22 protein-coding genes are annotated in these 21,276 nt (G+C 42.0%); 10 read left to right on the top strand and 12 right to left on the bottom strand.

Features of this window, described 5'->3' with window-relative positions:
• The first annotated feature begins 56 nt into the window (after positions 1-56).
• From AAFP11_RS02030 to AAFP11_RS02020, 3 genes are all read left to right on the top strand, one after another.
• Entirely contained in the window at positions 57-1,364 is a 1,308-nt protein-coding gene (locus AAFP11_RS02030) for a dihydrolipoamide acetyltransferase family protein (RefSeq protein WP_341735590.1), read from the top strand.
• Between the two features lie 336 nt (positions 1,365-1,700).
• The gene (locus AAFP11_RS02025; RefSeq protein ID WP_341735515.1) at positions 1,701-1,856 is read left to right on the top strand and encodes a nucleotidyltransferase domain-containing protein; all 156 of its coding nucleotides are present in this window, start codon (positions 1,701-1,703) and stop codon (positions 1,854-1,856) included.
• A gap of 74 nt (positions 1,857-1,930) precedes the next feature.
• Positions 1,931-2,494 (top strand): Uma2 family endonuclease, encoded by a 564-nt coding sequence (locus AAFP11_RS02020; protein ID WP_341735514.1) that lies wholly within the window; start codon positions 1,931-1,933, stop codon positions 2,492-2,494.
• 419 nt (positions 2,495-2,913) lie between these two features.
• Here the strand turns inward: AAFP11_RS02020 and AAFP11_RS02015 are convergent, their stop codons facing one another.
• A complete protein-coding gene (locus tag AAFP11_RS02015; protein WP_341733123.1) occupies positions 2,914-3,111 on the bottom strand; it encodes a DNA-binding protein in 198 nt (65 codons plus the stop codon).
• 258 nt (positions 3,112-3,369) lie between these two features.
• On the opposite strand from AAFP11_RS02015, the gene AAFP11_RS02010 reads away from it, so the two are divergent.
• A complete protein-coding gene (locus AAFP11_RS02010) occupies positions 3,370-3,669 on the top strand; it encodes a type II toxin-antitoxin system HigB family toxin (RefSeq protein ID WP_341735513.1) in 300 nt (99 codons plus the stop codon).
• Entirely contained in the window at positions 3,653-4,057 is a 405-nt protein-coding gene (locus AAFP11_RS02005; protein ID WP_341735512.1) for a transcriptional regulator, read from the top strand. The genes AAFP11_RS02010 and AAFP11_RS02005 overlap by 17 nt, the downstream gene beginning before the upstream one ends.
• A 173-nt stretch (positions 4,058-4,230) precedes the next feature.
• On the opposite strand, the gene AAFP11_RS02000 is transcribed toward AAFP11_RS02005, so the two are convergent.
• Complete coding sequence (locus tag AAFP11_RS02000; protein ID WP_341735511.1) at positions 4,231-4,812, bottom strand: Imm30 family immunity protein; 582 nt, start codon at positions 4,810-4,812, stop codon at positions 4,231-4,233.
• A gap of 3 nt (positions 4,813-4,815) precedes the next feature.
• On the opposite strand from AAFP11_RS02000, the gene AAFP11_RS01995 reads away from it, so the two are divergent.
• Positions 4,816-4,950 carry a hypothetical protein gene (locus tag AAFP11_RS01995; protein ID WP_341735510.1) on the top strand — a complete coding sequence of 45 codons (135 nt, stop codon included), beginning with the start codon at positions 4,816-4,818 and terminating at the stop codon, positions 4,948-4,950.
• Here AAFP11_RS01995 and AAFP11_RS01990 read toward each other — a convergent pair whose 3' ends face one another.
• Genes AAFP11_RS01990 through AAFP11_RS01965 form a run of 6 tightly spaced genes read right to left on the bottom strand, consistent with a single transcriptional unit; the run spans position 4,951 to position 11,207 of the window.
• Complete coding sequence (locus tag AAFP11_RS01990) at positions 4,951-5,499, bottom strand: hypothetical protein (RefSeq protein WP_341735509.1); 549 nt, start codon at positions 5,497-5,499, stop codon at positions 4,951-4,953.
• 59 nt (positions 5,500-5,558) lie between these two features.
• The gene (locus AAFP11_RS01985) at positions 5,559-7,220 is read right to left on the bottom strand and encodes a hypothetical protein (RefSeq protein WP_341735508.1); all 1,662 of its coding nucleotides are present in this window, start codon (positions 7,218-7,220) and stop codon (positions 5,559-5,561) included.
• A complete protein-coding gene (locus AAFP11_RS01980; protein WP_341735507.1) occupies positions 7,217-8,377 on the bottom strand; it encodes a hypothetical protein in 1,161 nt (386 codons plus the stop codon). Before AAFP11_RS01980 ends, AAFP11_RS01985 begins: the two co-directional genes overlap by 4 nt.
• Before the next feature lie 29 nt (positions 8,378-8,406).
• On the bottom strand, positions 8,407-9,108 hold the full coding sequence (locus tag AAFP11_RS01975) for a hypothetical protein (protein ID WP_341735506.1): 702 nt from the start codon (positions 9,106-9,108) through the stop codon (positions 8,407-8,409).
• A 28-nt stretch (positions 9,109-9,136) separates the two neighbouring features.
• Positions 9,137-10,432 carry a hypothetical protein gene (locus AAFP11_RS01970; protein WP_341735505.1) on the bottom strand — a complete coding sequence of 432 codons (1,296 nt, stop codon included), beginning with the start codon at positions 10,430-10,432 and terminating at the stop codon, positions 9,137-9,139.
• Positions 10,433-10,454: 22 nt separating this feature from the next.
• Positions 10,455-11,207, bottom strand: a complete 753-nt coding sequence (locus AAFP11_RS01965; RefSeq protein ID WP_341735504.1) for a hypothetical protein — start codon at positions 11,205-11,207, stop codon at positions 10,455-10,457.
• A gap of 403 nt (positions 11,208-11,610) precedes the next feature.
• Here AAFP11_RS01965 and AAFP11_RS01960 point away from each other — a divergent pair, with 403 nt between their 5' ends.
• The gene (locus AAFP11_RS01960) at positions 11,611-12,138 is read left to right on the top strand and encodes a helix-turn-helix domain-containing protein (RefSeq protein ID WP_341735503.1); all 528 of its coding nucleotides are present in this window, start codon (positions 11,611-11,613) and stop codon (positions 12,136-12,138) included.
• A 219-nt stretch (positions 12,139-12,357) separates the two neighbouring features.
• On the opposite strand, the gene AAFP11_RS01955 is transcribed toward AAFP11_RS01960, so the two are convergent.
• Entirely contained in the window at positions 12,358-12,942 is a 585-nt protein-coding gene (locus AAFP11_RS01955; protein WP_341735502.1) for a hypothetical protein, read from the bottom strand.
• 515 nt (positions 12,943-13,457) lie between these two features.
• Here AAFP11_RS01955 and AAFP11_RS01950 point away from each other — a divergent pair.
• Positions 13,458-13,715 carry a type II toxin-antitoxin system ParD family antitoxin gene (locus AAFP11_RS01950; RefSeq protein ID WP_341735501.1) on the top strand — a complete coding sequence of 86 codons (258 nt, stop codon included), beginning with the start codon at positions 13,458-13,460 and terminating at the stop codon, positions 13,713-13,715.
• Between the two features lie 163 nt (positions 13,716-13,878).
• On the opposite strand, the gene AAFP11_RS01945 is transcribed toward AAFP11_RS01950, so the two are convergent.
• Both AAFP11_RS01945 and AAFP11_RS01940 read right to left on the bottom strand, forming a co-directional pair.
• Positions 13,879-14,439, bottom strand: coding sequence for a Uma2 family endonuclease (locus AAFP11_RS01945; protein ID WP_341735500.1), 561 nt, complete (start codon positions 14,437-14,439; stop codon positions 13,879-13,881).
• Between the two features lie 95 nt (positions 14,440-14,534).
• Positions 14,535-15,965 (bottom strand): DUF3370 domain-containing protein, encoded by a 1,431-nt coding sequence (locus AAFP11_RS01940; RefSeq protein WP_341735499.1) that lies wholly within the window; start codon positions 15,963-15,965, stop codon positions 14,535-14,537.
• A 621-nt stretch (positions 15,966-16,586) separates the two neighbouring features.
• On the opposite strand from AAFP11_RS01940, the gene surE reads away from it, so the two are divergent.
• Positions 16,587-17,264, top strand: coding sequence for a 5'/3'-nucleotidase SurE (gene surE, locus AAFP11_RS01935; protein WP_341735498.1), 678 nt, complete (start codon positions 16,587-16,589; stop codon positions 17,262-17,264).
• Positions 17,265-17,476: 212 nt separating this feature from the next.
• Positions 17,477-18,385, top strand: a complete 909-nt coding sequence (locus AAFP11_RS01930) for a pentapeptide repeat-containing protein (RefSeq protein WP_341735497.1) — start codon at positions 17,477-17,479, stop codon at positions 18,383-18,385.
• A 547-nt stretch (positions 18,386-18,932) separates the two neighbouring features.
• Here AAFP11_RS01930 and AAFP11_RS01925 read toward each other — a convergent pair.
• Complete coding sequence (locus tag AAFP11_RS01925) at positions 18,933-21,218, bottom strand: cache domain-containing protein (protein WP_341735496.1); 2,286 nt, start codon at positions 21,216-21,218, stop codon at positions 18,933-18,935.
• Positions 21,219-21,276 lie beyond the last annotated feature (58 nt).

Genomic DNA, 21,276 nt, shown 5'->3' with positions numbered 1-21,276 from the left:
ATTCCCCATTCCCCATTCCCAAATACCTATTAGTAACTAAAAAGGACTTTTTACAGATGATTCGCGAAGTTTTCATGCCGGCCCTAAGTTCTACCATGACAGAGGGCAAAATTGTTTCCTGGGTCAAATCCGCTGGGGACAAAGTAGAAAAAGGTGAAACCGTAGTAGTAGTTGAATCCGACAAAGCCGACATGGACGTAGAGTCTTTCTACGAAGGCTTTTTGGCAATCATTATCGTCCCTGCGGGGGAAGTTGCTCCTGTAGGAACCGCCATCGCCCTGGTAGCAGAAACTGAAGCTGAAATCGCCATCGCTCAGCAGCAAGGAGCAGCAGCCTCAACCCCCGCCGCCGCGGCCACACCAGCCCCCGCCCCGGTGGCCGCGACAACTTCATCTCCGGGATTGCAGCAAAACGTCAGCCGTCAAAACGGCCGCAGCGTCGTTTCTCCCCGCGCGCGGAAATTGGCAAAAGAATTTAAAGTAGATTTGAATTCGATCAAAGGTAGCGGCCCCCACGGCAGAATTGTTGCAGAGGATGTGGAAGCCGCAGCGGGTAAAGCTAAGCCCGCTCCCGTTCAGCAACTGGTGACAGTGCCCGCAGCACCCGCACCCGCACCCGCAGCACCCGCAGCACCCGCACCCGTAGCACCTAAACCAGCAGTGGCACAGCCTGTTCCAGCAGTGGCGATGACTGGCCAAACTGTACCGATGAATGCACTGCAAAATGCTGTGGTGCGTAATATGGACGCCAGTTTGAGCGTGCCGTGTTTCCGCGTCGGCTATACAATTACTACGGACAATCTGGACAAACTCTACAAACAAATTAAGTCGAAGGGCGTCACCATGACGGCTTTGCTGGCGAAGGCTGTAGCAGTAACTTTACAAAAACATCCTCTGCTGAATGCTTGTTATGTGGAGTCAGCGATTCAATACCGTGCTGATATTAATGTTTCTGTGGCGGTGGCGATGGATGGTGGCGGTTTGATTACGCCGGTGTTGCAAAATGCCGATCGCCTAGATATCTATTCCCTCTCCCGCACTTGGAAGGATTTAGTCGATCGCGCTCGCACCAAACAGTTAAAGCCTGATGAATATAGCACCGGAACTTTCACTCTTTCCAATTTAGGAATGTTTGGAGTAGATAAGTTTGACGCGATTTTGCCCCCAGGTCAAGGCTCGATTTTGGCGATCGGCGCTTCGCGGCCGCAAGTAGTGGCTAATGAAGAAGGTTTGATGGGAGTGAAGCGGCAAATGCAGGTGAATATTACCTGCGATCACCGAGTTATTTACGGCGCTGATGCGGCCTCTTTCTTGCAAGATTTAGCCAAATTGATTGAGACAAATCCTCAGTCTTTGACACTGTAGTATAGGCGGGGGCGGGTTTAGGAGATTGTAGATTCTTGGCAATTATTCTTAGTAAACCCGCCCCTATAACATTTAACATCATACAATACCGATACACCTAGAAAATCGATATTATACCAAATTAGGTATCATCAGAATTATTGCCCTCTCTCTTCTCTTCCTCTGCGTTCTCTGTGTCCTCTGCGGTTAAATCATTCCGAGTAAAAGTTTACTAATCTGCTGATAAAGTTCTAAGACTTCTGTTAAAGTGAGATAGCGTATTATGCGAGCTTTTGGTAAAGTTCAGCATTCTTTTTGAGGACGTATTCCATAGCGAAAGGGTCGGGAGAACTAATTATGAAACGAGCAGATGTACTGGCAATTTTAGCAGCCCACCAGGAAAGATTAAAAGCCTTGGGGGTAAAGTCTTTAGATTTGTTTGGTTCGGTGGCGCGGGATGAAGCGCGATCGGATAGTGATGTAGACTTTTTAGTAGATTTTTCGATGGTCTGATAAAACTCTTTACCTATTGCGATACCACCCCCGCTAAAATTAAGATAAAAGACATCCGCGTTTGGGAATCCAACATGGTACAAACTCCATCTAAATCCTTAACCCTAAACGAGTTTCTCGTGAAACCTGAAACGAAACCTGCTAGCGAGTACATCGAAGGTCAAATTATTCAAAAGCCTATGCCACAAGGAGAACACAGCGCAATTCAAGGTGAAATGGTGACAACTGCTAACGCAACCCTGAAGCCTAATAAGATTGCACGGGCTTTTCCAGAGTTGCGTTGTACCTTTGGAGGTCGATCGATCGTTCCCGATGTTTCTGTGTTTGTATGGGAGAGAATTCCGCGTCAAGAAAATGGTGGTGTAGCAAATCGGTTTGAACTCGCACCGGATTGGATAATTGAAATTTTATCTCCAGATCAAAGTCAAACTAAACTCATCAAAAAGATATTGCATTGCTTGAAACACGGAACAGAAATGGGGTGGTTAATTGACCCCAAAGAACAGACGGTTTTTGTATTTCGATCGCAACACCATCCCGTCGCATTTGACGAACCAGAACAACTGATTTTAGTTCCAGAGTTTGCCAGGGAACTTACCGTTTCTGTCGGTGAATTGTTTGGCTGGTTGTGGGAATAGAAACCCAGGGGTAAAATAAGGGCGATCGCTCTTAATTAACAAATAGCCGAAGCAGGCACAATTTCGCGGAGTGGCATCAGGAATTCTTGCTTTTCGACCGGGGTGATGTAGCCGCCATTTACAGCCATTTCCATGAGTTGTTCGACAAATTTATTTAACTCTGTGATAACTTGAGTTTTATTCAGTTCAAAGTGTTGATTTCTGGATTTTAGGGTAAACTGGTTTGGAGATAAATATCCAAATTCTTTGAAATTACAGCTAATTTTATCGTTGGTTAAGGGCTGTAATTCAAGAGTAAGACAAACACTTTCAACAAATTCTATTTTGATGGGTTTCCCTTGGGATAACTCACTATCCGCCAGATTCCTCGATAATGCGCTGATAAAGTTCTAAAACTTCTGTTAAAGTTAGATAGCGCATTAGGCGAGTTTTTGGTAAAGTTCAGCATTCTTTTTGAGGACGTATTCCATAGCGTTGTGGAAGGATGCTTCTGGTGGTGCGAGTAAGTTTTCAGCACCCGCAAGCAGTAATGCTTCTAGGGAAATGCCGAGGCGATTGGCGGTTTCTTGGAGCTTGTGCAGGCGATCGTCTGGTATTGTGATGGTAATGGTTTGCATTCTGTTTGTGGTTGTGACGATACCCTGAGTGTAGCACGTCAAATGTCTATGGGAGTCCAGAAACCGGGTTTTTTACGAAATACTTGGTTACACACGGTAAATTCGGTAAAAACCCGGTTTCTTTGTCAGAGTGCGTCGAGGACTGTTTAAATCGAGATAAATACTAAAGAGTTACGGAAGTGAGATTAAGGGCGATCGCACTTGACGAAATAAATTGGTTAAGCTAAACTGAAATTTAGTTTAAATTGCTTACAGTAGATGCACATAATCAGCTACCGACGGGTGCGTGAATACAGCGAAACTCATGCTGATTGCGGGGAAGCTTTGGATAACTGGTTTAAAATTGCTAGCAAGGCTAAATGGTCTAACTTAATTGAGGTACAATCTGTTTTTCCTAAAGCCGAAGCTGTTGGAGGGTTTACAGTTTTTAATATCAAAGGTAATAATTATCGATTAATAGTTAGTATTGATTATGAAAGCCAGTTAGTTTATATCAAATATATTCTCACCCATGCTGAGTATGATAAGGAGAAATGGAAAAATGACCCTTACTTTTAATCCAGATAAATACAAAGAGTTATTGTCTCAGTACCAGCCGAAAATAATTAGAAACGAAGCGGATAATGAGAAAGCTCTGGCTATGGTGGAAGAGTTGATGCACCAGCGCGATCGCACTCCTGAAGAAAATGAGTTATATGAATTGCTGATTGCATTGATTGAAAAGTTTGAGCAAGAATACTATGCACCAGCAGCCACAGCAACGCCTCATTCAATATTGCTGTTTTTGATGGAACAAAGAGAGTTACAGCCTGCGGACTTGGTGCTCGTTATGGGATCTGAAAAAAGAGTGTCTGAAGTCGTTAATGGCGATCGGGATATTGGTAAAGAGCTGGCATTGATTCTGGGGAGTTTTTTTCATGTAGAGCCGAGTTTGTTTTGTAATTAATATGATGCCCGATCGGTAGATAGTGATTGCTGTAGGGGCGGGTTCACCAACAATATCTAACAACTACAAACAATATCAATAAACCCGCCCCCACCCAACAGTAAATCGCAATCTACCTCTTTATTGATATAGTTATTCATCAGGGGATCGCTCCTATCTAATGGCGACACGCTTTATCTGATAGGTTTAATTTCGGCTATTGGCCGATCGTCTTGCAAGAGTACCAAGATATTCCCATCTTGGATGAGTTTAAGAAAGCTCGACAGATCCGTCTGAATTTCATCAATATTAATGTCGATCGCAGTTGCGCCGGAAATAACTGACTCAGCATGGGAAGATAAAGGAGGGGATTCATTAGCAACTATTTCGCGCAGCAAATGCGTACATAAATCGCGATTTTTAGAATGCTTAGAATGTAACATCTGGCTATATAAACTTCTGGCTAAATCCTGATTTAGAATTCCATAAAGTAGAATCATTGTCCATTCTTTAGCATTCACAATCATCCGGTCTATGCTATCAATAAACGCCTGCAACTGGTCTTTTAGCTCAAAAGACTCCAGAAAATGAATGAGACCATACATGACTTCATGTTGTTCGCATCTGTCATCGAAAACTAGATAAAGTGTTGGCAAATATTCGCTGTTAGGATGTAGGGCAAGTTCGGCTAAAGTGAAGTCAAAACTCATTACTTCTTCATCAGATCGCATGAATTTATTAGCATTTAATGTTTCTATTAATTGAGTAACGTTCATCTTATGTCTCCCACTTTATCAAAAGTACCCAGCCATGCCACTGAAAAAGGGTTCGCTACTTTAATTAAATCATGGAAGATTACTTTTGGTGAATGGGAGGCGATCGCACTTTTGGACATTAAGGGCGATCGCACTTAATTAACAAATAGCCGAAGCAGGCGCAATTTCGCGGAGTGGCATCAGGAATTCTTGCTTTTCTTCGGGGGTGATATAGCCGCCATTTAGAGCCATTTCCATGAGTTGTTCTACAAATTTCTTTAACTCTGTTATAACTTGAGTTTTATTCAGTTCAAAGTGTAGATTTCTAGATTTTAGGGTAAACTGGTTTGGAGATAAATATCCAAATTTTTTTAAATTACAGCTAATTTTATCGTTGGTTAAGGGCTGCAATTCAAGAGTAAGACAAACACTTTCAACAAATTCTATTTTGATGGGTTTCCCTTGGGATAACTCACTAAGTTTTTTGGGGAGTTCATCTTCTAGGAGCATACAAATATCGGGGTCTAAAAAAACGTTTAGTTTTTCTTCACCGATTTCTATTGATACTAGATGGTCACATTCAAAGCAAAATAGTTTCAGGCCTAATTCAAAATGCGAAAGTTCTCCTAATGAGTCATCTGGTGCGTCAGCATATTTTTCGCAATTAGGTGCTTCTAGTTGGATTGTAAAATTGCTATAGTTATTCATCTTCATCGCTCCTATCTAATGAGGGCAGCGTAGCATCACTGAGAAAAAGCACGACACCACTATACGCGAAACTCTTTCACTAATCCAAGCGCATAGTCTATGGCTGCTTTTACAGCCCTTGAAGCCTTGGGGGAAATCGAATCTTCGAGTAAGCCATCAATGTGCTTTAGAAGTTCACTTTCAAAATCAATCCAGAAAAGAGCTTTATTGTTGTTCAACCATAGTAAAGCTGTTCTATTACCCGTATATTGGAGAGAACGCCAAGACACCCCTGGATTATCATTTCCCTGTTTTTGAGGTGATTTATCATTAATTTCATAACCAATTCTTGTTCTTCCTTGAGCATCCTTATAAGGTCTAATAGTAATATCATCCTGTGGAATGGGAGGAAGATGATCGTATATTTCTTTGGTAACAGCATCAATTCCTGGGCTGAGAGAAATGAACGTTTGCCAAACCGATTTATTCTTTTCCCATCTGACAGTATCTACAACCGCAGGAGTAATTTCTATTAAGCCAACACCAAACTGACGAAGAAGATCACCTGCATCTCCCAACTGACCAACAGGTAGACGGTGAGTTTCATCTAAAAAAACTGCTACTTTTTCTCTACGCTTGCCAGCTTTATTTGTCGGTAAATTTGGTCCGATTTCTAAAATTTGATTCAACAAAGAATCCCAAAAAAGAATGCCTACAGTCTCTGAACTAGGCTTGGCTAGGGGCTGGCTTACAATCACCAGTGAGCGATTGTAGAGTATGTCATTGATTGTTAATTCGACAAGTGGCTGACCATCACGACCTTTATTATGCGGTTCACTGTAATACAGTACATCTTCGTCTTTTTCTATTTCATTAGCCAGCCTGTTTATCCCAGAACGAGTTCCCATATACTCATCTTTCAGCATCCTAAAAAAATTTGATGTTTGCAGTCTATGTTTAATTTTTTTTAATTTTTTTAAATCAGCCTCACCTCTCGAATCAAGTCCCTTTAGTGATTCTAGAGTGTTAATCAGCTTAGTGATTTTTTCTTCTACTTCACTCGGATACCTGAGAAAGTGAACTAAATTTCTGAGAGTACACTTTCTTGGATTGTTTATTATATCCATCTGCATATATTCAATCAGCAGGCTGGCAATTTCAAGGGCGTTGTCAATATACAACTGCATATCGCCACCTACTTGAATTAACCGACGTATCGCTTGTAAAAAACCATCTCTGTCTGATTTATCCCTTAAATACGGCAGAGGATTAAACCAACAGTTACCTCTAGGCCACCGATATACAGGTCTGTTGCTTCTATTATGCAAATACAAAGCTAAATTGGTAAATGCTGCACCTTCAGCATAACCATTTCTACCACTCTTTGCCTCACCGATAATGACTGTTCCAAAATTCTCTAGTGCGCCAGCTATTAGCCTGTAAGTTAGAGTTGTTTTACCACTTCCAATGGCTCCACCAATTAAAATGTGATTCGTAATTAAATCAGCAGGTAGCCATAGGGGAAACCTGTAAAGATCACCAGGTCGATCGGAGGCAAATCCAAGAAAGATTACATCTTGGTCTGAATGGAGGTTCCTGTAGTTAGCTGGGTCTTTTAAAGCATTAGATAAATCCTCATTAACTAGCTTACCCTCAAGGCAGTCAAACGCTTGATCCAAAGGATAGGAGAAAAAAGATACAATTTTGCCATTAGAAAGTTCAATTTCAATGTAATCAATCATGGTTCTGTACTCCCGTATCTTTTAGCTCGTGTCTTCATAAGATCGTGAAGTTTTTCGTTAAAATTCGCTTTAGCGTAAGCCCCACGTCCATCTTTTCCTAAATCACCTTTCAAACCGCCTAATATTGCAAGTTCCTGTTGGATATAACGCAACATATCACGGTTTGCTTTCTCATCGCCTACCAAGGCATCTGCAAGTGCTTTTAGAACTGTCTCTTCACTTCTAATCATTGCCAAAGTTATTTGATGTGCCTGCGCGTACATTCCCTCACCTGTGATTTGATATTTAGATGCCATATACTCAAGCTCAGTTTCATTTATGAGCTTTTGGCGCATTTGTGCATCATTAGTTTGAGCATAAGCTACACTTGCTTCAAGGGCTTGTAAGTTCTCTTGGCTTTCTAGTTCAAGCCTTCTGTACTCTTCTTTATCTGTTATTTTGATGCGATCTAGAAGTCTGTTAACTTTAGATTCATTTTCGGTGTTTCTGAGTTTGTTATATAGGCCACAAATGTTTGCAATGAACTGACGCTCCTCTGCTTCTTGAGCCACTATAGCATTGCTGAAATCGTCATATAATTTGACGCAGCGAGTATCCCGAATTATTTTTTCATACCAAATGACTCTTATTGCTAAAAGTCCCATAAATACACTTCCAGTAACAAACCACCATTGTAAGTTTGATACTTTTAATGATAATGAAATCAAAATTACGAATCCAAACAGCACCGAGACGGCGTAAAGTACATTAGACAGCAGTAGAGCTACTTCATCAGGATCTAAAGTCTTCACTAATTGAGAAGTAACGTTATTGGATTGCAAGAGTTTTTTTATATTCCAAACTAGCAAGAAAGGGCCTGGCAAAAAAATCCGATATAGCCAATAGCTGTCTTCATACCTTCGACGAGCATTTTTTACCTTCTCAAGAACAATCACAACCTGATCCATTTTTTCTTCACGATAAATTTGCTCAATCATTTTCTTCAAGCCAGAAGGAGTAGACCCCTGAATCATCTGTTCACCGTTTGGCTTGAAGGGTTGATTTATAGAGCCTTGTTCTATCGGTTGGTTCGAGACATTAGGATTTACAGACCCCATTTGATTAATAGACTGATTAGCTTTTGGTGGTATTGCTTGATTTTCGTCAGCGTTCCGCATATTGATCACCGTATATTGCAACTCGATTCTTAACCCAATTTCATTTCACTATGGCTTTCTGATTCTGATTGAGTTTCATATTCGCTGAATTCACTTTCCGATTTTTCTTCAGAAGATTCAAGGGTTAATGTCCCAGCTTCCAAGCGACTCTCAATATCCTTCATATATTCACTAACGTACTCACCCTCTGATTCTGCTTCTGATTCGCTGGACTCAGATTCAGTTTCAGATTCCCTGAGTGGACTTTCAGATTTTTCTTCGGGAGATTTAAGCGTTAATGTCCCAGCTTCCAATCGACTCTCAATATCTTTCATGTACTCACTAACGTATTCATCCTCTTCGCTTTCCTGTTCAGGATCGGGAGAACCTGAACTATTTGCCATATTGCGTTCTTTAAAACTTATTTCCCTCTCTTTCTCTCGTTTTTCTTTATCTTCTCCAGCCTGTAACTCTGCTACCTGATCTAGTTGTTCAGTGAAATTGGAAAGTCGAGCAATCCCTGGTAAAGACTCATAGTTTTGTGCTTCTAAGTCGTTCTCTGATTCTTGGTCGAGCGGACAAGATTTAGGCTGTTGTTTTTGGACGGCTGAATAGTCAGTATAGTTGGGACGGTTCTGTATATTAGGCTGTGGTGTAGGAGCCGCAATATTCACCGCTAAAAGCGGGGCTAATGAAAGAGCCGCAGTTAGTTCATTAAATCTTTTTTCGCCTTCATTATTTTCAGATGTCATAGTTTACCTCTGTATTCTCTATTGTTTACTAATTGGTTGAATTTTGTAAACCTTCCTCGCCAGAAGTAGATTTCTCCTGAACGGGAATGCTTGGAGTATTTAGCTTTCCATTATTGGTAACTTCTAGATTGGGACTAGGTTCATCAATATCGCTGTATTTTTTACCGGCTCTAGCCCAAATCGAGAGATTCTCAATTCCCTGGTGAAACTTCTCAATTAATTTATTGGGTCTGAGAAGTTGCTCAAGCGCTTGATTTTTTTCTTTTAGGTATGCTATCTCTTTCTGGCAGTTAGCTAACAATATTTTATTCATGTCTCTCCGAGCAATAGCTTTCCCCAGGGCTATTTTTTTATTAGAGTTAACTCGATAAGTTCTACCTTTAGCAATGGCAAACATGATATTTATCAAAGCAAAGATACTTACACCAAAAAGAATTTCAAATTTCTGCTCACCCGTCAGGGCTGCTAGTGGTTCGGGAACACCTGTATTTAAGTTGATATTGTTGCTTCTTGCTAAATCAATTAGTGGCGGTACGGTAGCATACCCAATTAAAGCTTCCAACAGCCAAATTATAAAAAACAAGAATGTATCGCCATCAATTCTTAAATCAGTCCCTACTACAATTTTGATCAAGCTTGTCAAAATAGGAATAGGAAATATAAGTTTAGTCAACTTGGTAATCAGCGGAAAACAAGCTCTATAAAACTTGTCCCACCTAGTCAGGCCTGTATTTTCTTCCTCTATTGATTCTGGTAACTCATTATTTTCTTGAGTCTGCGGTTTATTTTGATCCTGAGAAACTATCCAGTTAGTTACTGTGGCTGAGGTCAACCAAACAAGTGAGATTCCACATAAAATACTAGCTATAACACCCGGAGTATATGGGAGGTTATTCAAGTCAGAAATAGTGAAAATGCTGAATAAAGAAAGAACGGGTACTACACTGAGTCCTATTTTCAGTATCCAATCAAAGAAAGTGTTAAAAAATGACCAAGGTGGAATAGACCAAAAGCCGATGCTAAATCTCCCAAATCTCACGCCTGGGAAAATGATTGGGGTGTCTCGCTCCCAAAAACGAAGTGCTGCTGTTGTAGCTGCTACTTCAATTTCTGCATCTTTTAACAACTTATCTAATTTTTGCAAATCCTCCTCTCTAGTCTTCAGTTTTTTTTGTAATAGCAGTTGTTCTTTACACTTGGGGAGCAACTTTGACAATAATATAAAATAGAGTTCTGGATCGTTTCTCCTCAACCACTTACGGATATCTTCAGGAAATTGGCTTTGAAGATTTTTCTCTATTTCTGTTTCATCGTAGTTATTCATGATCTATTAAATGTAAATTCAGCTAGTTTAACTTTAAGACATCACTGTGAATCTTTTTGAGGTATGTAAGCGTTTGTGGAACACTTGTGGCTGGAGACTCAGCCCTTCTATTACCATCTTGATTTAACTGTTGAAAAGCGGTAGCAACTTGATTGGCAGCCCCGTCATTGACACCAAATAAAATGATTTTTTCTACTTTGCCTGATTGAGCTAATTTATCCATCCCATCTTTAATCTTTGGAAATACTTTATCTACATCAGTGAGGTTCCAAGGAGCTTGAATCAAGACAATCATTTTTTCTGGGTATTTAGATGTAGCATCATTTAAGTAAGGTGCAAGATTGACTAGGGATGCTGCACTAGCCTTACAGGTTATTTGCCCAGTCGATATCTGAGCTAAGACTTTCTCTGCTTCCCCAGTTACAGCTTGCATTGATACTGCTTTGTCATCTGGTAATTCAATACCAGGAGTGGGAAATTCAGGTGTGTCCTTTTCACAAAACTTGGCGATTGTGTAGCGGTTCCCTGGAACAATAATTTGCGCTTTTGGATCAACCTTGCCTTTAGCTTGGGTCAAAAATGCTGTGGCTTGTGTGACTTGCTCTTGATTAATGGGTGACAGAACGATGTAAAAATGATACTTGGTTGTTGGTGGGGGAGGTTCTGGTTTTGGACAGCCTGTCAGCGCCAGACAAATGCTAGATAAAATTAAGCCTTGAAAAAAGACTTTCTTCTTAAATTTACTGAGTATTTCTGCTTGATTTTTAACTATCATCCTGTAATCCTTACTTTTTCCCTACTGTTTTTGTGGTCTAAAGTCGCGTATCACTCAGCGAAAGTCCTGCATAGCAAAGCTTTCACCATCGCACTCACAAAGAACTCAGTCCGCAGAAGCCGCATTGCAGCCTCTCACTTATATATCGGGGCCACACCCACAAAATTATGCAGAACCCAGAAAATAAATTAAAAAAATTACCACCAGTACCCGAAACTAGAGTCAAACCCAGAAAATTACCAAAATTCAGCCCTAATCCCTGTCGTAACACTAACTGTAGTCAGTAATTACTCAAAAGCCCTACCACAAAGATTTTAACTTGTGAATTGCACCACTTAAACTTGAACTTTCAAGTATAATAAGCTAGCTGAGTCTGATAATAATCTGACATACATCAGGAATTATGTTAGACTTCCATCAGGAACTTCACACACACCTATTTATGGCATCCACAAACGATCGCTTCGTCGAAGCAGAAAGCCGCTGGGATCTAAAAACTCTGTACGCAGACTTGGCCGCCGTTAAGGGAAAACCTCTCACCCCCGTTGAAAAGCTGCATCTGCGGGGGTTGCTTTGTGGCAACAGTCCCGCTGAAATCGCCGAAAAGCTACAAAAGAATCCCAAAGGTGTGGAAACTGACCTGTGTGCCTCTATTTATAAATACGTTAAAGGCTTTGTGGGTAAAGGGATTGAAAAGATCGAAAATTGGAGAAATATTGCTGAATGGCTTGAGGATGCTGGATATAAAACTAAGCCACCTGCTAAATTACCTATTCAAGACGCTTTACCTAAAAATAGCGCCGTTAATATAAGTAATATAAGTATTGATAACAATCAAATAACAATTGATGTCTTATTACAAATAATTATACCGCTACCTTCAGAATTGTCAATACAAAATCTAGACATCAACGATAACAACGCTAACTAAAATTTAGCCACTATTCAACTGATTGGTAGTCGGTAGCGTTCATAAAGAAACCGGGTTTTTGTGAGATACTTTGTTACAGTGCGAAGATTCGGGAAAAAACCCGGTTTCTTTGGTTGTGCGAGTGTCCTGAAACCTCGGTTAGCTTCATAGTCCAACCGGGGTTGAAACCCCTGTCTCATAGCGAAAGTCCTCTAAAGAGGACTAAAGAGTTTTTGATTTTTATCTCAGCTTTTCAGTCGGTTTCAACCGACTTTCGCTATTAGCCAGGGGTTTCAACCCCGGTTGGGTCTGTGCGACACCACCGACAGACATCGATGAGTAAATCTCATTTTCTGGGACAGATAGTACGAGAAATCCCTCTCTATTATTCTCCCATTTCAAATTATTTTTAATCTGACCAATGCACTCACTAACATTTTGTTCGTATAGACTATCTATGCGATCGCAGTGCCATTCAAATACCACAACCCATTGAGGTTGTTCAGTCAGAATCAACTTGAGAAAATCATCAAAACTTTTGCCTTCCCAATCTATCTGCTCACCATTCACCTCGGATTCTAACAAGTCCAATCCTTTCCCTTGCACCGAAAAATTCACCCATTGCAGATTTCCGTAAACGGGGGGTAAACGCTTGATTATATGGGCTGGAATTTCCCGCTCTACTAATTTTATATATTTGCCCCAAACGTAATACTTTTCACCTTGGGGATATTCTATGCCACCCCAAGTAAAAGTTTCCTGATGAACTTCTAAATAATCAAGAGTTTGTCTTGTCGAAAGTAATATTTCAAAACAAGCATCCATAATTTCTCCTTTAGTTAATCAACTTCTCTGCGATACCACCAAAATTGTTGCGCCCCACATTCCCATCTTTTCTGTTCCCAATTGTAGCGGAATTCGTGGATATGCGGGTTGGAATGGTCTGAGGGTCGATTATGATCCGTCCAATCTACTCTACCCCAAGGCACATCGCAGCCATTAGCTTTCGGCCAAGTTGATAAGGGAAAGGTTGCTGACTGGCGGTAACAAATATTATCACTTCCATCTCTTTTTCCAAGTGTTGTATGGGGTCGTCCTTCTGCTTCGGGATCTGGTAAGGGGATATCCTCTCCCTGTATTGTTTGCTGTGTAAGAGAGAATTCTGGTATATAATACTCGCGGTTGGTTGACAGAATATTCTCCTTTTAACTAAACGAGTAATTAATTCTAGCTTAAAATAATAGGAGGAGATTTACGGACTCCATCAGTCATAGATTAGAATAGAGACAAACGTGCAATCCCCCCGATGCAATAAAACAATAGCCAGCCGATCTTTACCTATGAGCATCACCCTCACCTCCGAACAAGAACAACTCATACTCGCCCAACTCGCTAGCGGGCGCTATACCAACGTTACCGAAATCATTGCTGACGCGCTACGGCTGCTGGAAAAACGCGATCGATACAATCGCTGGGTAGAAGAAGTTTGCGCCAAAATCGACATCGCCGCCACACAACTCGATCGCGGTGAAGGAGTGGATGGTGAAACGGCGATCGCTCAAATCCGAGCCAAATTCCACCAAGCGCGATCGGTATAATCGCCCATGAGCCAATATATCATCTCACCTGAAGCGATGCGACCTTCTGGATTTAGAAAGTTTTTTTGAAGAGAATGGAGAATAGGTTAGGAAATTTGCAATTCTAATGGATTTGCTCGATATCCTCCTAGATGTACGATAGCTTATCTACTTCCTTATCGCTCTAACCCAAAATAAAATCAACGCTTACTTCAAACTCAGGAAAAGCTAGCGGCGCAACCATTTCTCCCCGCTCAAACTTTTGCATTGAAGTATAGCCATTAGCCGTCGGATAACGGTAAACTTCTAAACAATTCACATCCAGATCCCACAACCATACTTCCTGAATACCAGAACGAGCATAGTTAGGAACTTTCACATCGCGATCGAAACCAACAGTGCTATCAGAAACCTCCACTAACAACAAAACTTCCGATGGTACTGGATGTGCAGTAGCGTAGTAGTCAGCGCGAGGTTGCAGCAATACAACATCCGGTTGAGGTTCAGTTTTTTCTGTTAACTGGATCGGGTCTTGAGCGCCTATAATCGCACGTCTTCTCTCCAAATCGGAGAACACAGCGATCAGACGCTTAACCGAACTTGCATGACGAGTACCAATTGCAGCCATCTGAACAATTTCTCCTTCTATCAATTCCACTCGGTCATCTTCACCCAAAATGCCAGCCTCACCCATTAGGTGATATTCTTGCACTGTAAATAGCCGTCTTTGCATCTGAACAGACATAACTATTCTCCTTATTCGGCAGTTGTATAAACTTTATCATTGTTGCCAGTAAGATTCTACCTACTGGCCGATCGTCCTAACTCAATCACCATCAACTAATTACTCGATCGCACCGTCAACACTTGCGGCGGCGTCGCATCCGGCGGATACAAGAAATCCACCTGCACCAAACGCCTTTCCCCAGGCTTCATATTCAAATTCACCAAAGGTTCCCCCTGCTGTCCCCGGCGCTGCACGATGTGAATGTAGCGCGTCAAAGTCTTACCTCGATCGTCACTAAACATTACCCGCACCGTACCTCGGAAAAATATCCGATTTTCAGGAGGGTCGTAAAACATCAATCCCCCCGATTCTGTATTAGCCTTAATCGGTGTTTGCATCTTAATACTCACAGATTGAGACTCGCGAGATTTGTTATAAAGCGGAAAACTTAAGTTATATTGAATGCCATAATTACCGTGGGCAAAATAAGCCGTATCGGGATAACGAGCTAACATTTTAGCACTTTGAATTTGACCAGTGCCAAAAGTACCCGTATCCGTAGTGCTCAAGGCATAGGAAAATTCCTCCCCTGGTTTGGGAATAGTTAAATAATCCGTGTTTGAACTATCAGTAATTTTAGCTTCCCACTGGGAACCAGACGCTACTCCCGCAACCCGACCATAAATTTTTTGCTCAGGATTTAAGCCGATCGCCGTTGGTGCTAAATCCCTCGGCCCTGCTAAACCCTTGGTATTTAAAATATTTTCCCACTGTTCTAACGTCGGATATTGTTCGACTCCGGCGGGAGTTTTGGGAGCAAACATCGCCAAACTAGCAACATAAACCGAATTGCTGCTCGATACTCGCATTAAAGTCGATCGACCATTAGAAGCAGGCGTGACATTCCCCACAGGTATGGGCAAATTCATCAGCATTCGGCTCTGCTTGGCTGGAATTTCGATCGCAGCCGGCAAAATCCCTTGTCTGTACCCCCGCAGCACATCACTGGTGATGCGGCTCCCAGGCCCAGCAAACACAGTGCCGAATCGATTGTCTAAATAGGAAGGCAAATCGACAAACAGAGCATCGGGCCGAGTTAAATAAGTCGCTCCTTGCAATACATTCAAAGTGACAGGCTCGTCATTGGGATTGTAGACAATTATTCCTTGAAATAAAGTGCGAGTTTGTTCGCGATTTTTTGCCTTGGCTATGTGGTGAGCAAAGATGTCAAATCTGCCTTTGAAGGGAAAGTTTAAGTGCGCCGAAGGTACTTGTTTTGCTTCTTGGGGAAATGTCGAGAGCAAGATGCCTTCGGTTTGCACGACTTCCGGGCTGTTGCTATTGAAAACCGGGATGTTGTCAAGTTGTCCCGGCAAAATCCGCACTTGCTGGCGCTGCATCAGGGTTTTCAGTGGACTGCTGCTGGGCTGTGGCGGTAAATCTAGTTCGTTTTCCGGTAGGGGTAGTTCTGGCTGGATAATCAGTTGCTGTTGGGTAGGAGGTGCGGCGATTGTTTGAGCGATGGGGAAAATTGGCAAAAACATTACTGTAAGCGCGTTTAACTGAACTTGTGTTAATATTTGGCGATCGGGCGATCGACACAAAACTTTACCACAAGTTGGTGATGTGTTCAGATGATTTTGGGATTATATGTTTTCAGGGCATCGGGCATTGGGCATTGGTCATCGGGCATTGGGCATTGGGCATTGGTGTCAACAATCGCCTGAAATCCTTTGTATCTTTTGTTTATAGACGACTGCAAGATCCCCCTCGCATCCCCACCCCCCCCCTAGGGCGTGTTTTCAAACCCAAAGATCCCCCCAGCCCCCCTTAAAAAGGGGGGGAAAGAGTCTTTAAGTCCCCCTTTTTAAGGGGGATGCGAGGGGGATCTAAATCTTAAGGAGTAGTTTGAAAACACGCCCTAGCCCCCCCCTACCCCCCCCTAGGGGGGAAGGGGGACTTTGAGAAGATTCCGGTTCCCCCCTTCTTAAGGGGGGCTAGGGGGGATCTGGCCTTAATAGTCAAACAGCCATCTGTGACTAGGTTTGAGCTTAAGTTGACACCAATGGGTATTGGGCAACCCCCCCCTACCCCCCCCCAAGGGGGGAATCGAGCAGGGAATACAGAGAAATAACTAATAACCAATAACCAATAACTAATAAGCAATGACCATAATTTTAACCAACGACGACGGCATAGATGCTCCAGGCATTCAGGCTCTTTTGCAGGCGGTAAACGGCAAGACGATAATGGTGGCTCCTCAAGGGCAATTGTCTGGCTGTGGACACCAGGTGACTGCTCACAGTCCGATTCATGTCGATCGCCGATCGTCCGTCGAGTATGCTGTAGGAGGAACACCCGCAGACTGCGTTCGCATTGCCCTCAATCACCTTTGTCCAAAACCCGATTTGGTACTTTCCGGTATTAATGCCGGCGGTAATTTGGGTGTTGATGTCTACCTTTCTGGTACCGTTGCCGCCGTGCGGGAAGCGGCGATGCACGGGATTCCTGGTGTGGCGATTTCCCACTGGATTAAAAGACCTTGGGAGATAGACTGGGAAGTGGCGACTCGTTGGACATCGCAGGTGTTGGCAGATTTGCTCAATCGGGAACCCAAATCTGGTTGTTTCTGGAATGTGAATTTGCCACATTTAGCACCCGGAAGTGCGGAACCGGAAATTGTGTTTTGTCGCCCTTCTACTGAGCCTTTGCCGCTGGTATATCGCCAGGAGGGAGAATACTTTAATTATGTGGGTGAATACAGCAAGCGCGATCGGGCACCGGGTACTGATGTGGATGTCTGTTTTGGTGGCAATATTGCAGTCACACAGATTTCCCTATGAGCGATGTGGACTACCATCTCACTAAATTTTAGGTAGTTCGCCCACAAGATTGTTACCAAATTATTAATAAAAAATTACAAAAAACAACATATATTGAGAAATATCAAGTTAATTTTCACAATTGTGCCAAGTGCGATCGCCATAACTCGATTAGGTATAAAATTTAGATATAAAATTTTTAGCAATAGTTCATATTTCGAGATGAGACTTCTATGGAAGTAACCGAGCTGCTCAAAGACTATGAAAATGGCAAAAGAGACTTTGCAGGAGCCAACCTCAGTGGAGCCAACCTCAGTGGAGCCATCTTAGTTGGAGTAAACCTTTCAAAGGCTAATCTTGTCGGGGCGAACCTGAGCAGGGCTGTTCTCACCAAAGCACAACTCAGCGGTGCTAACCTTCACAGGGCAAATCTCAGTTTTGCCAAAATGGGCGAAGTCCGACTAGCGGACTCCGATTTGACCAAAGCCAATCTCAGCGGAGCTTTCCTAGTCAAAGCAAAACTGCCCAGAGCGCGACTCAGTGGCGTTCTACTCATCGGTAGCAACCTGCGGAGTGCCATCCTCTGGAACGCCAATTTGTGTAATGGTGACTTGCAATTCATCAACCTGCGGGGCGCGAATCTGACCGGCTCAAACCTTAACTGGGCAAACTTAGGGGGGGCAAAACTCAGCGGTGCGATGCTCTTTGGAGCCCAACTCACGGGCATCTGTCTGAAAAAAGCATACATCAACGGCATCGATTTGAGTGGAACCGATCTCAATGGTGTCAATCTCAGCGAAGCAAAACTCAACGGTGTCAACTTGGAAGGCTCAAATTTGGAAGCAGCCAATCTCACGGGAGCTCAGTTGCGGAATGTCAAGTTGACGGGAGCAAATTTAACCAGGGCGAATTTGGCGGGAGTTTCTTTGGTGCAAGCCAATCTCGATTGGGCCAGGCTGTGCTACGCGGACTTGAGCGAAGCTGACTTGAGGGGAGCTACCTTAATCGGAGCGAACTTTGAGGGTACTCAGTTAGCGGGAGCCACAGTGTCGGAATCTGCCAGTGGCTATTTCTGTTTAACTGCTGCGGGTGCTGTCGCAACTTGGGAAACGCAAACAATCACGATTGCTGCTACTGGTTGAGCTTTAAATTTAAACTAGAGCGGAATCTCGATCGCAAATGCCGCTCTCTCTTGCGATCGCCGCCTAGGTCCGATCGAACATAAATTGATACTGGATATCCTGGAAACGTGGCGCGATCTCTGTTACTAATGGCAACAATGAAAATTGAACAACCTTAAGCGCAATTTCGACAGTGGCAGCTATCTCTACTTGCGGCCTTCTGTACTACCATAATTTTTGTTGTCATTTTTCGGCTTAGCAACACCATCAGGCTGTTTCTTTGGCTTTTTGACTTCTTTGTTACTTTTTCTTTCTTTTGACATAATGATTCCTCAACTTTGATTAATTATAACATATAGCAATCCTCGCATCATTTGTGAATTTCTTACTCCCTCCCCTTGATAAGGGGAGGGTTGGGGTGGGGTAAAAAACTTTACGACTCCTGCAAGGACTGCTATAGATTGAAACCTGTGCCTAAATCCAAGTATATCTGGTGGCTCTACCCTCAATTTTTATATCCTATCCGGTCAATTAATCTCAACCACACAGCAATAAACAAGTGCCAGAATTAGGAATTTAACAGCGGAATTTCGATCGCAAATTCCGCCCCCTCTCCCGGTGCAGAAATACAGCTTAACTTACCCCCGTGTTTTTCCACCACAATCCCATAGCTAATTGACAATCCCAAGCCCGTACCCTTTCCCACGGGCTTCGTTGTAAAAAATGGGTCAAATATTTTATCCATCGCCGATTGTTCCATACCCATACCATTGTCAGCAATCCTGACTACCAAATTCTGAGCATCATTGACTAAAGTCCGAATCACAATGGTAGGTTCTTGATTCCAGTCAGCACAATTTTCCTCTGCATCTCGCAAAGCATCTATGCTATTACTAATAATATTCATAAATACCTGATTAATTGACGAAGCGTAGCAATTGACTAAGGGTAATTCAGCATATTGTTTAATCACTTGAATCTCTAGAAATTCATCATTAGCTTTCAGTCGATGCTGCAAAATTAACAGAGTGCTATCAATTCCAGCATGAATATCTACAGGTTTGATTTCCGCTTCCTCGTGACGGGAAAAAATTCGGAGAGACTTAACTATTTTGCGAATTCTTTCGCTTCCCATTTCCATCGAATTCAATATTTTTGGTAAATCTTTGGCTATAAAATCTAAGTCAATATCTTCCATTTTAGCTTTAATTTCTGCTAGGGAATTCGGATATAATCTTTGGTATAAATCAATTAATTCCATTAAACCTCCAACATATTGCTTGGCATATTTAAGATTGCCGTGAATAAAGTTGACTGGATTGTTGATTTCGTGAGCTACGCCGGCAACTAACAGTCCCAAACTAGACATTTTTTCCGTTTGAATCAGTTGGGATTGAGTCGAGTAAAGTTTTTGTAGTGTTGCTTCTAACTGACTTGCTTTTTCTTGGGCTAATTGGCGACGATTTATTTCTGCTTCTTTCAGCGCAGATTCTGAAGCTACTAACCTAATCAAATTTTCTTCAATGGCAGTTGCCATGTGATTTAATTCACGAGTCAGGATACCAATTTCATCGCTGCGGTTATTTAACTTCAGTCGCACTCCCTGCTTTCCTTGTCCTACTTGTTGAGCAAATTCCGTGAGACGGTGCAGAGGATAAGAAAATGTCTTTGCTGCTATCAACCCAACACCAACAGCTAATATTAAAATACTAATGCCCACGGTGTAACCTGTTAAAGCCAGTTTCATCAACACTTCTTTTACCTGAACTTCTGAATCGCCAACATAGTATATACCAATTGGTTTTGTCTGGATATTTAGCTGATGTTCGTAGTTATAAATAGGAGCATAAGCAGTCATATAGTTTTGACCGACGATGTTAGTATTCCCCAGAAATATTTCCCCTCTATCCAGCACAGCTTCAGCAACTTCTCTCGAAACTCTTGTTCCAATTGCTCTCGTCTTACCATCAGGATAGGGAACATTGGTACTCACTCGCCAATCTTGAGCAAATATAGTCACTGTGGTTGCACCGGAAATTTGCCTTACAGTGTCAACAATCTGATAATTACGGTTTAGCAACGTACCAACAATGGTACTACCAATAACTTTATTTTCTCGTTTAATGGGATAAACAACAATTATTACTAATCCAATTTTTCCCGCATTAATATTGTAAGTTCCCGGAGACAAAGGTTGTTTATTGATGGGCAATCCCTGGGTTTTTTGAAATCTTTCACCAATATTTGCCTGACGTTCTATACCCATCTGTTGCAACAATTCGGAATTGAATAATTCTAAGCCAGATAAAATTTTTCCTTCTTTAATAGCATAATTAACTATGGGCAAAGTACCCATGTCTATTTTTCTAGCCAAGGGGACTACATCATACACTAAAGATGCTGGTACTTGTCCCTGGGAAGGTAATTCTGGATAGCGAGTGAAGTCATCTTTTAGTATTTGAATATTTTGAGCAATAGTTTTTCCCTGAGCATCAGTCAGGATAGAAAAACTAGGTTGAAAAGAAAATTTTATCGAATGATTAATACTTTTTTGTAGAACCTTTAATTGCTGGTCTACGGTTACAGGATCGTTGATATCGATATTAGTATTTTCTACAGCTTCTGCTAAACTGATAGCAATATCTGCCTGAAATTTTTCAACTTGTTTGACTTGCCACTCTAGGATTCCTAAACTTTTTTGTAGAGTCTGTTGCATCCTTTGCAGTAAATAATTCTCAGCTAAATGAAGAATGTTGTGAATTACTAAAATAGTTGGTAAAACCACACAACTCACGATCAACATAGATAACTTAGTACGAAAACTATAGTTTGACCAAAACTTTGCTATTAACATCTCCTTAACTCCAATTGTTTTAACATCCTACTGAGATTGGTGATAATTTTCTTTAAAT

Source organism: Microcoleus sp. CAWBG640 (assembly GCF_020883015.1).
Lineage (GTDB): Bacteria > Cyanobacteriota > Cyanobacteriia > Cyanobacteriales > Microcoleaceae > Microcoleus > Microcoleus anatoxicus.
Note: the sequence above shows the minus strand (reverse complement) of the source record. Positions and strands in the feature narration are given on the sequence as shown.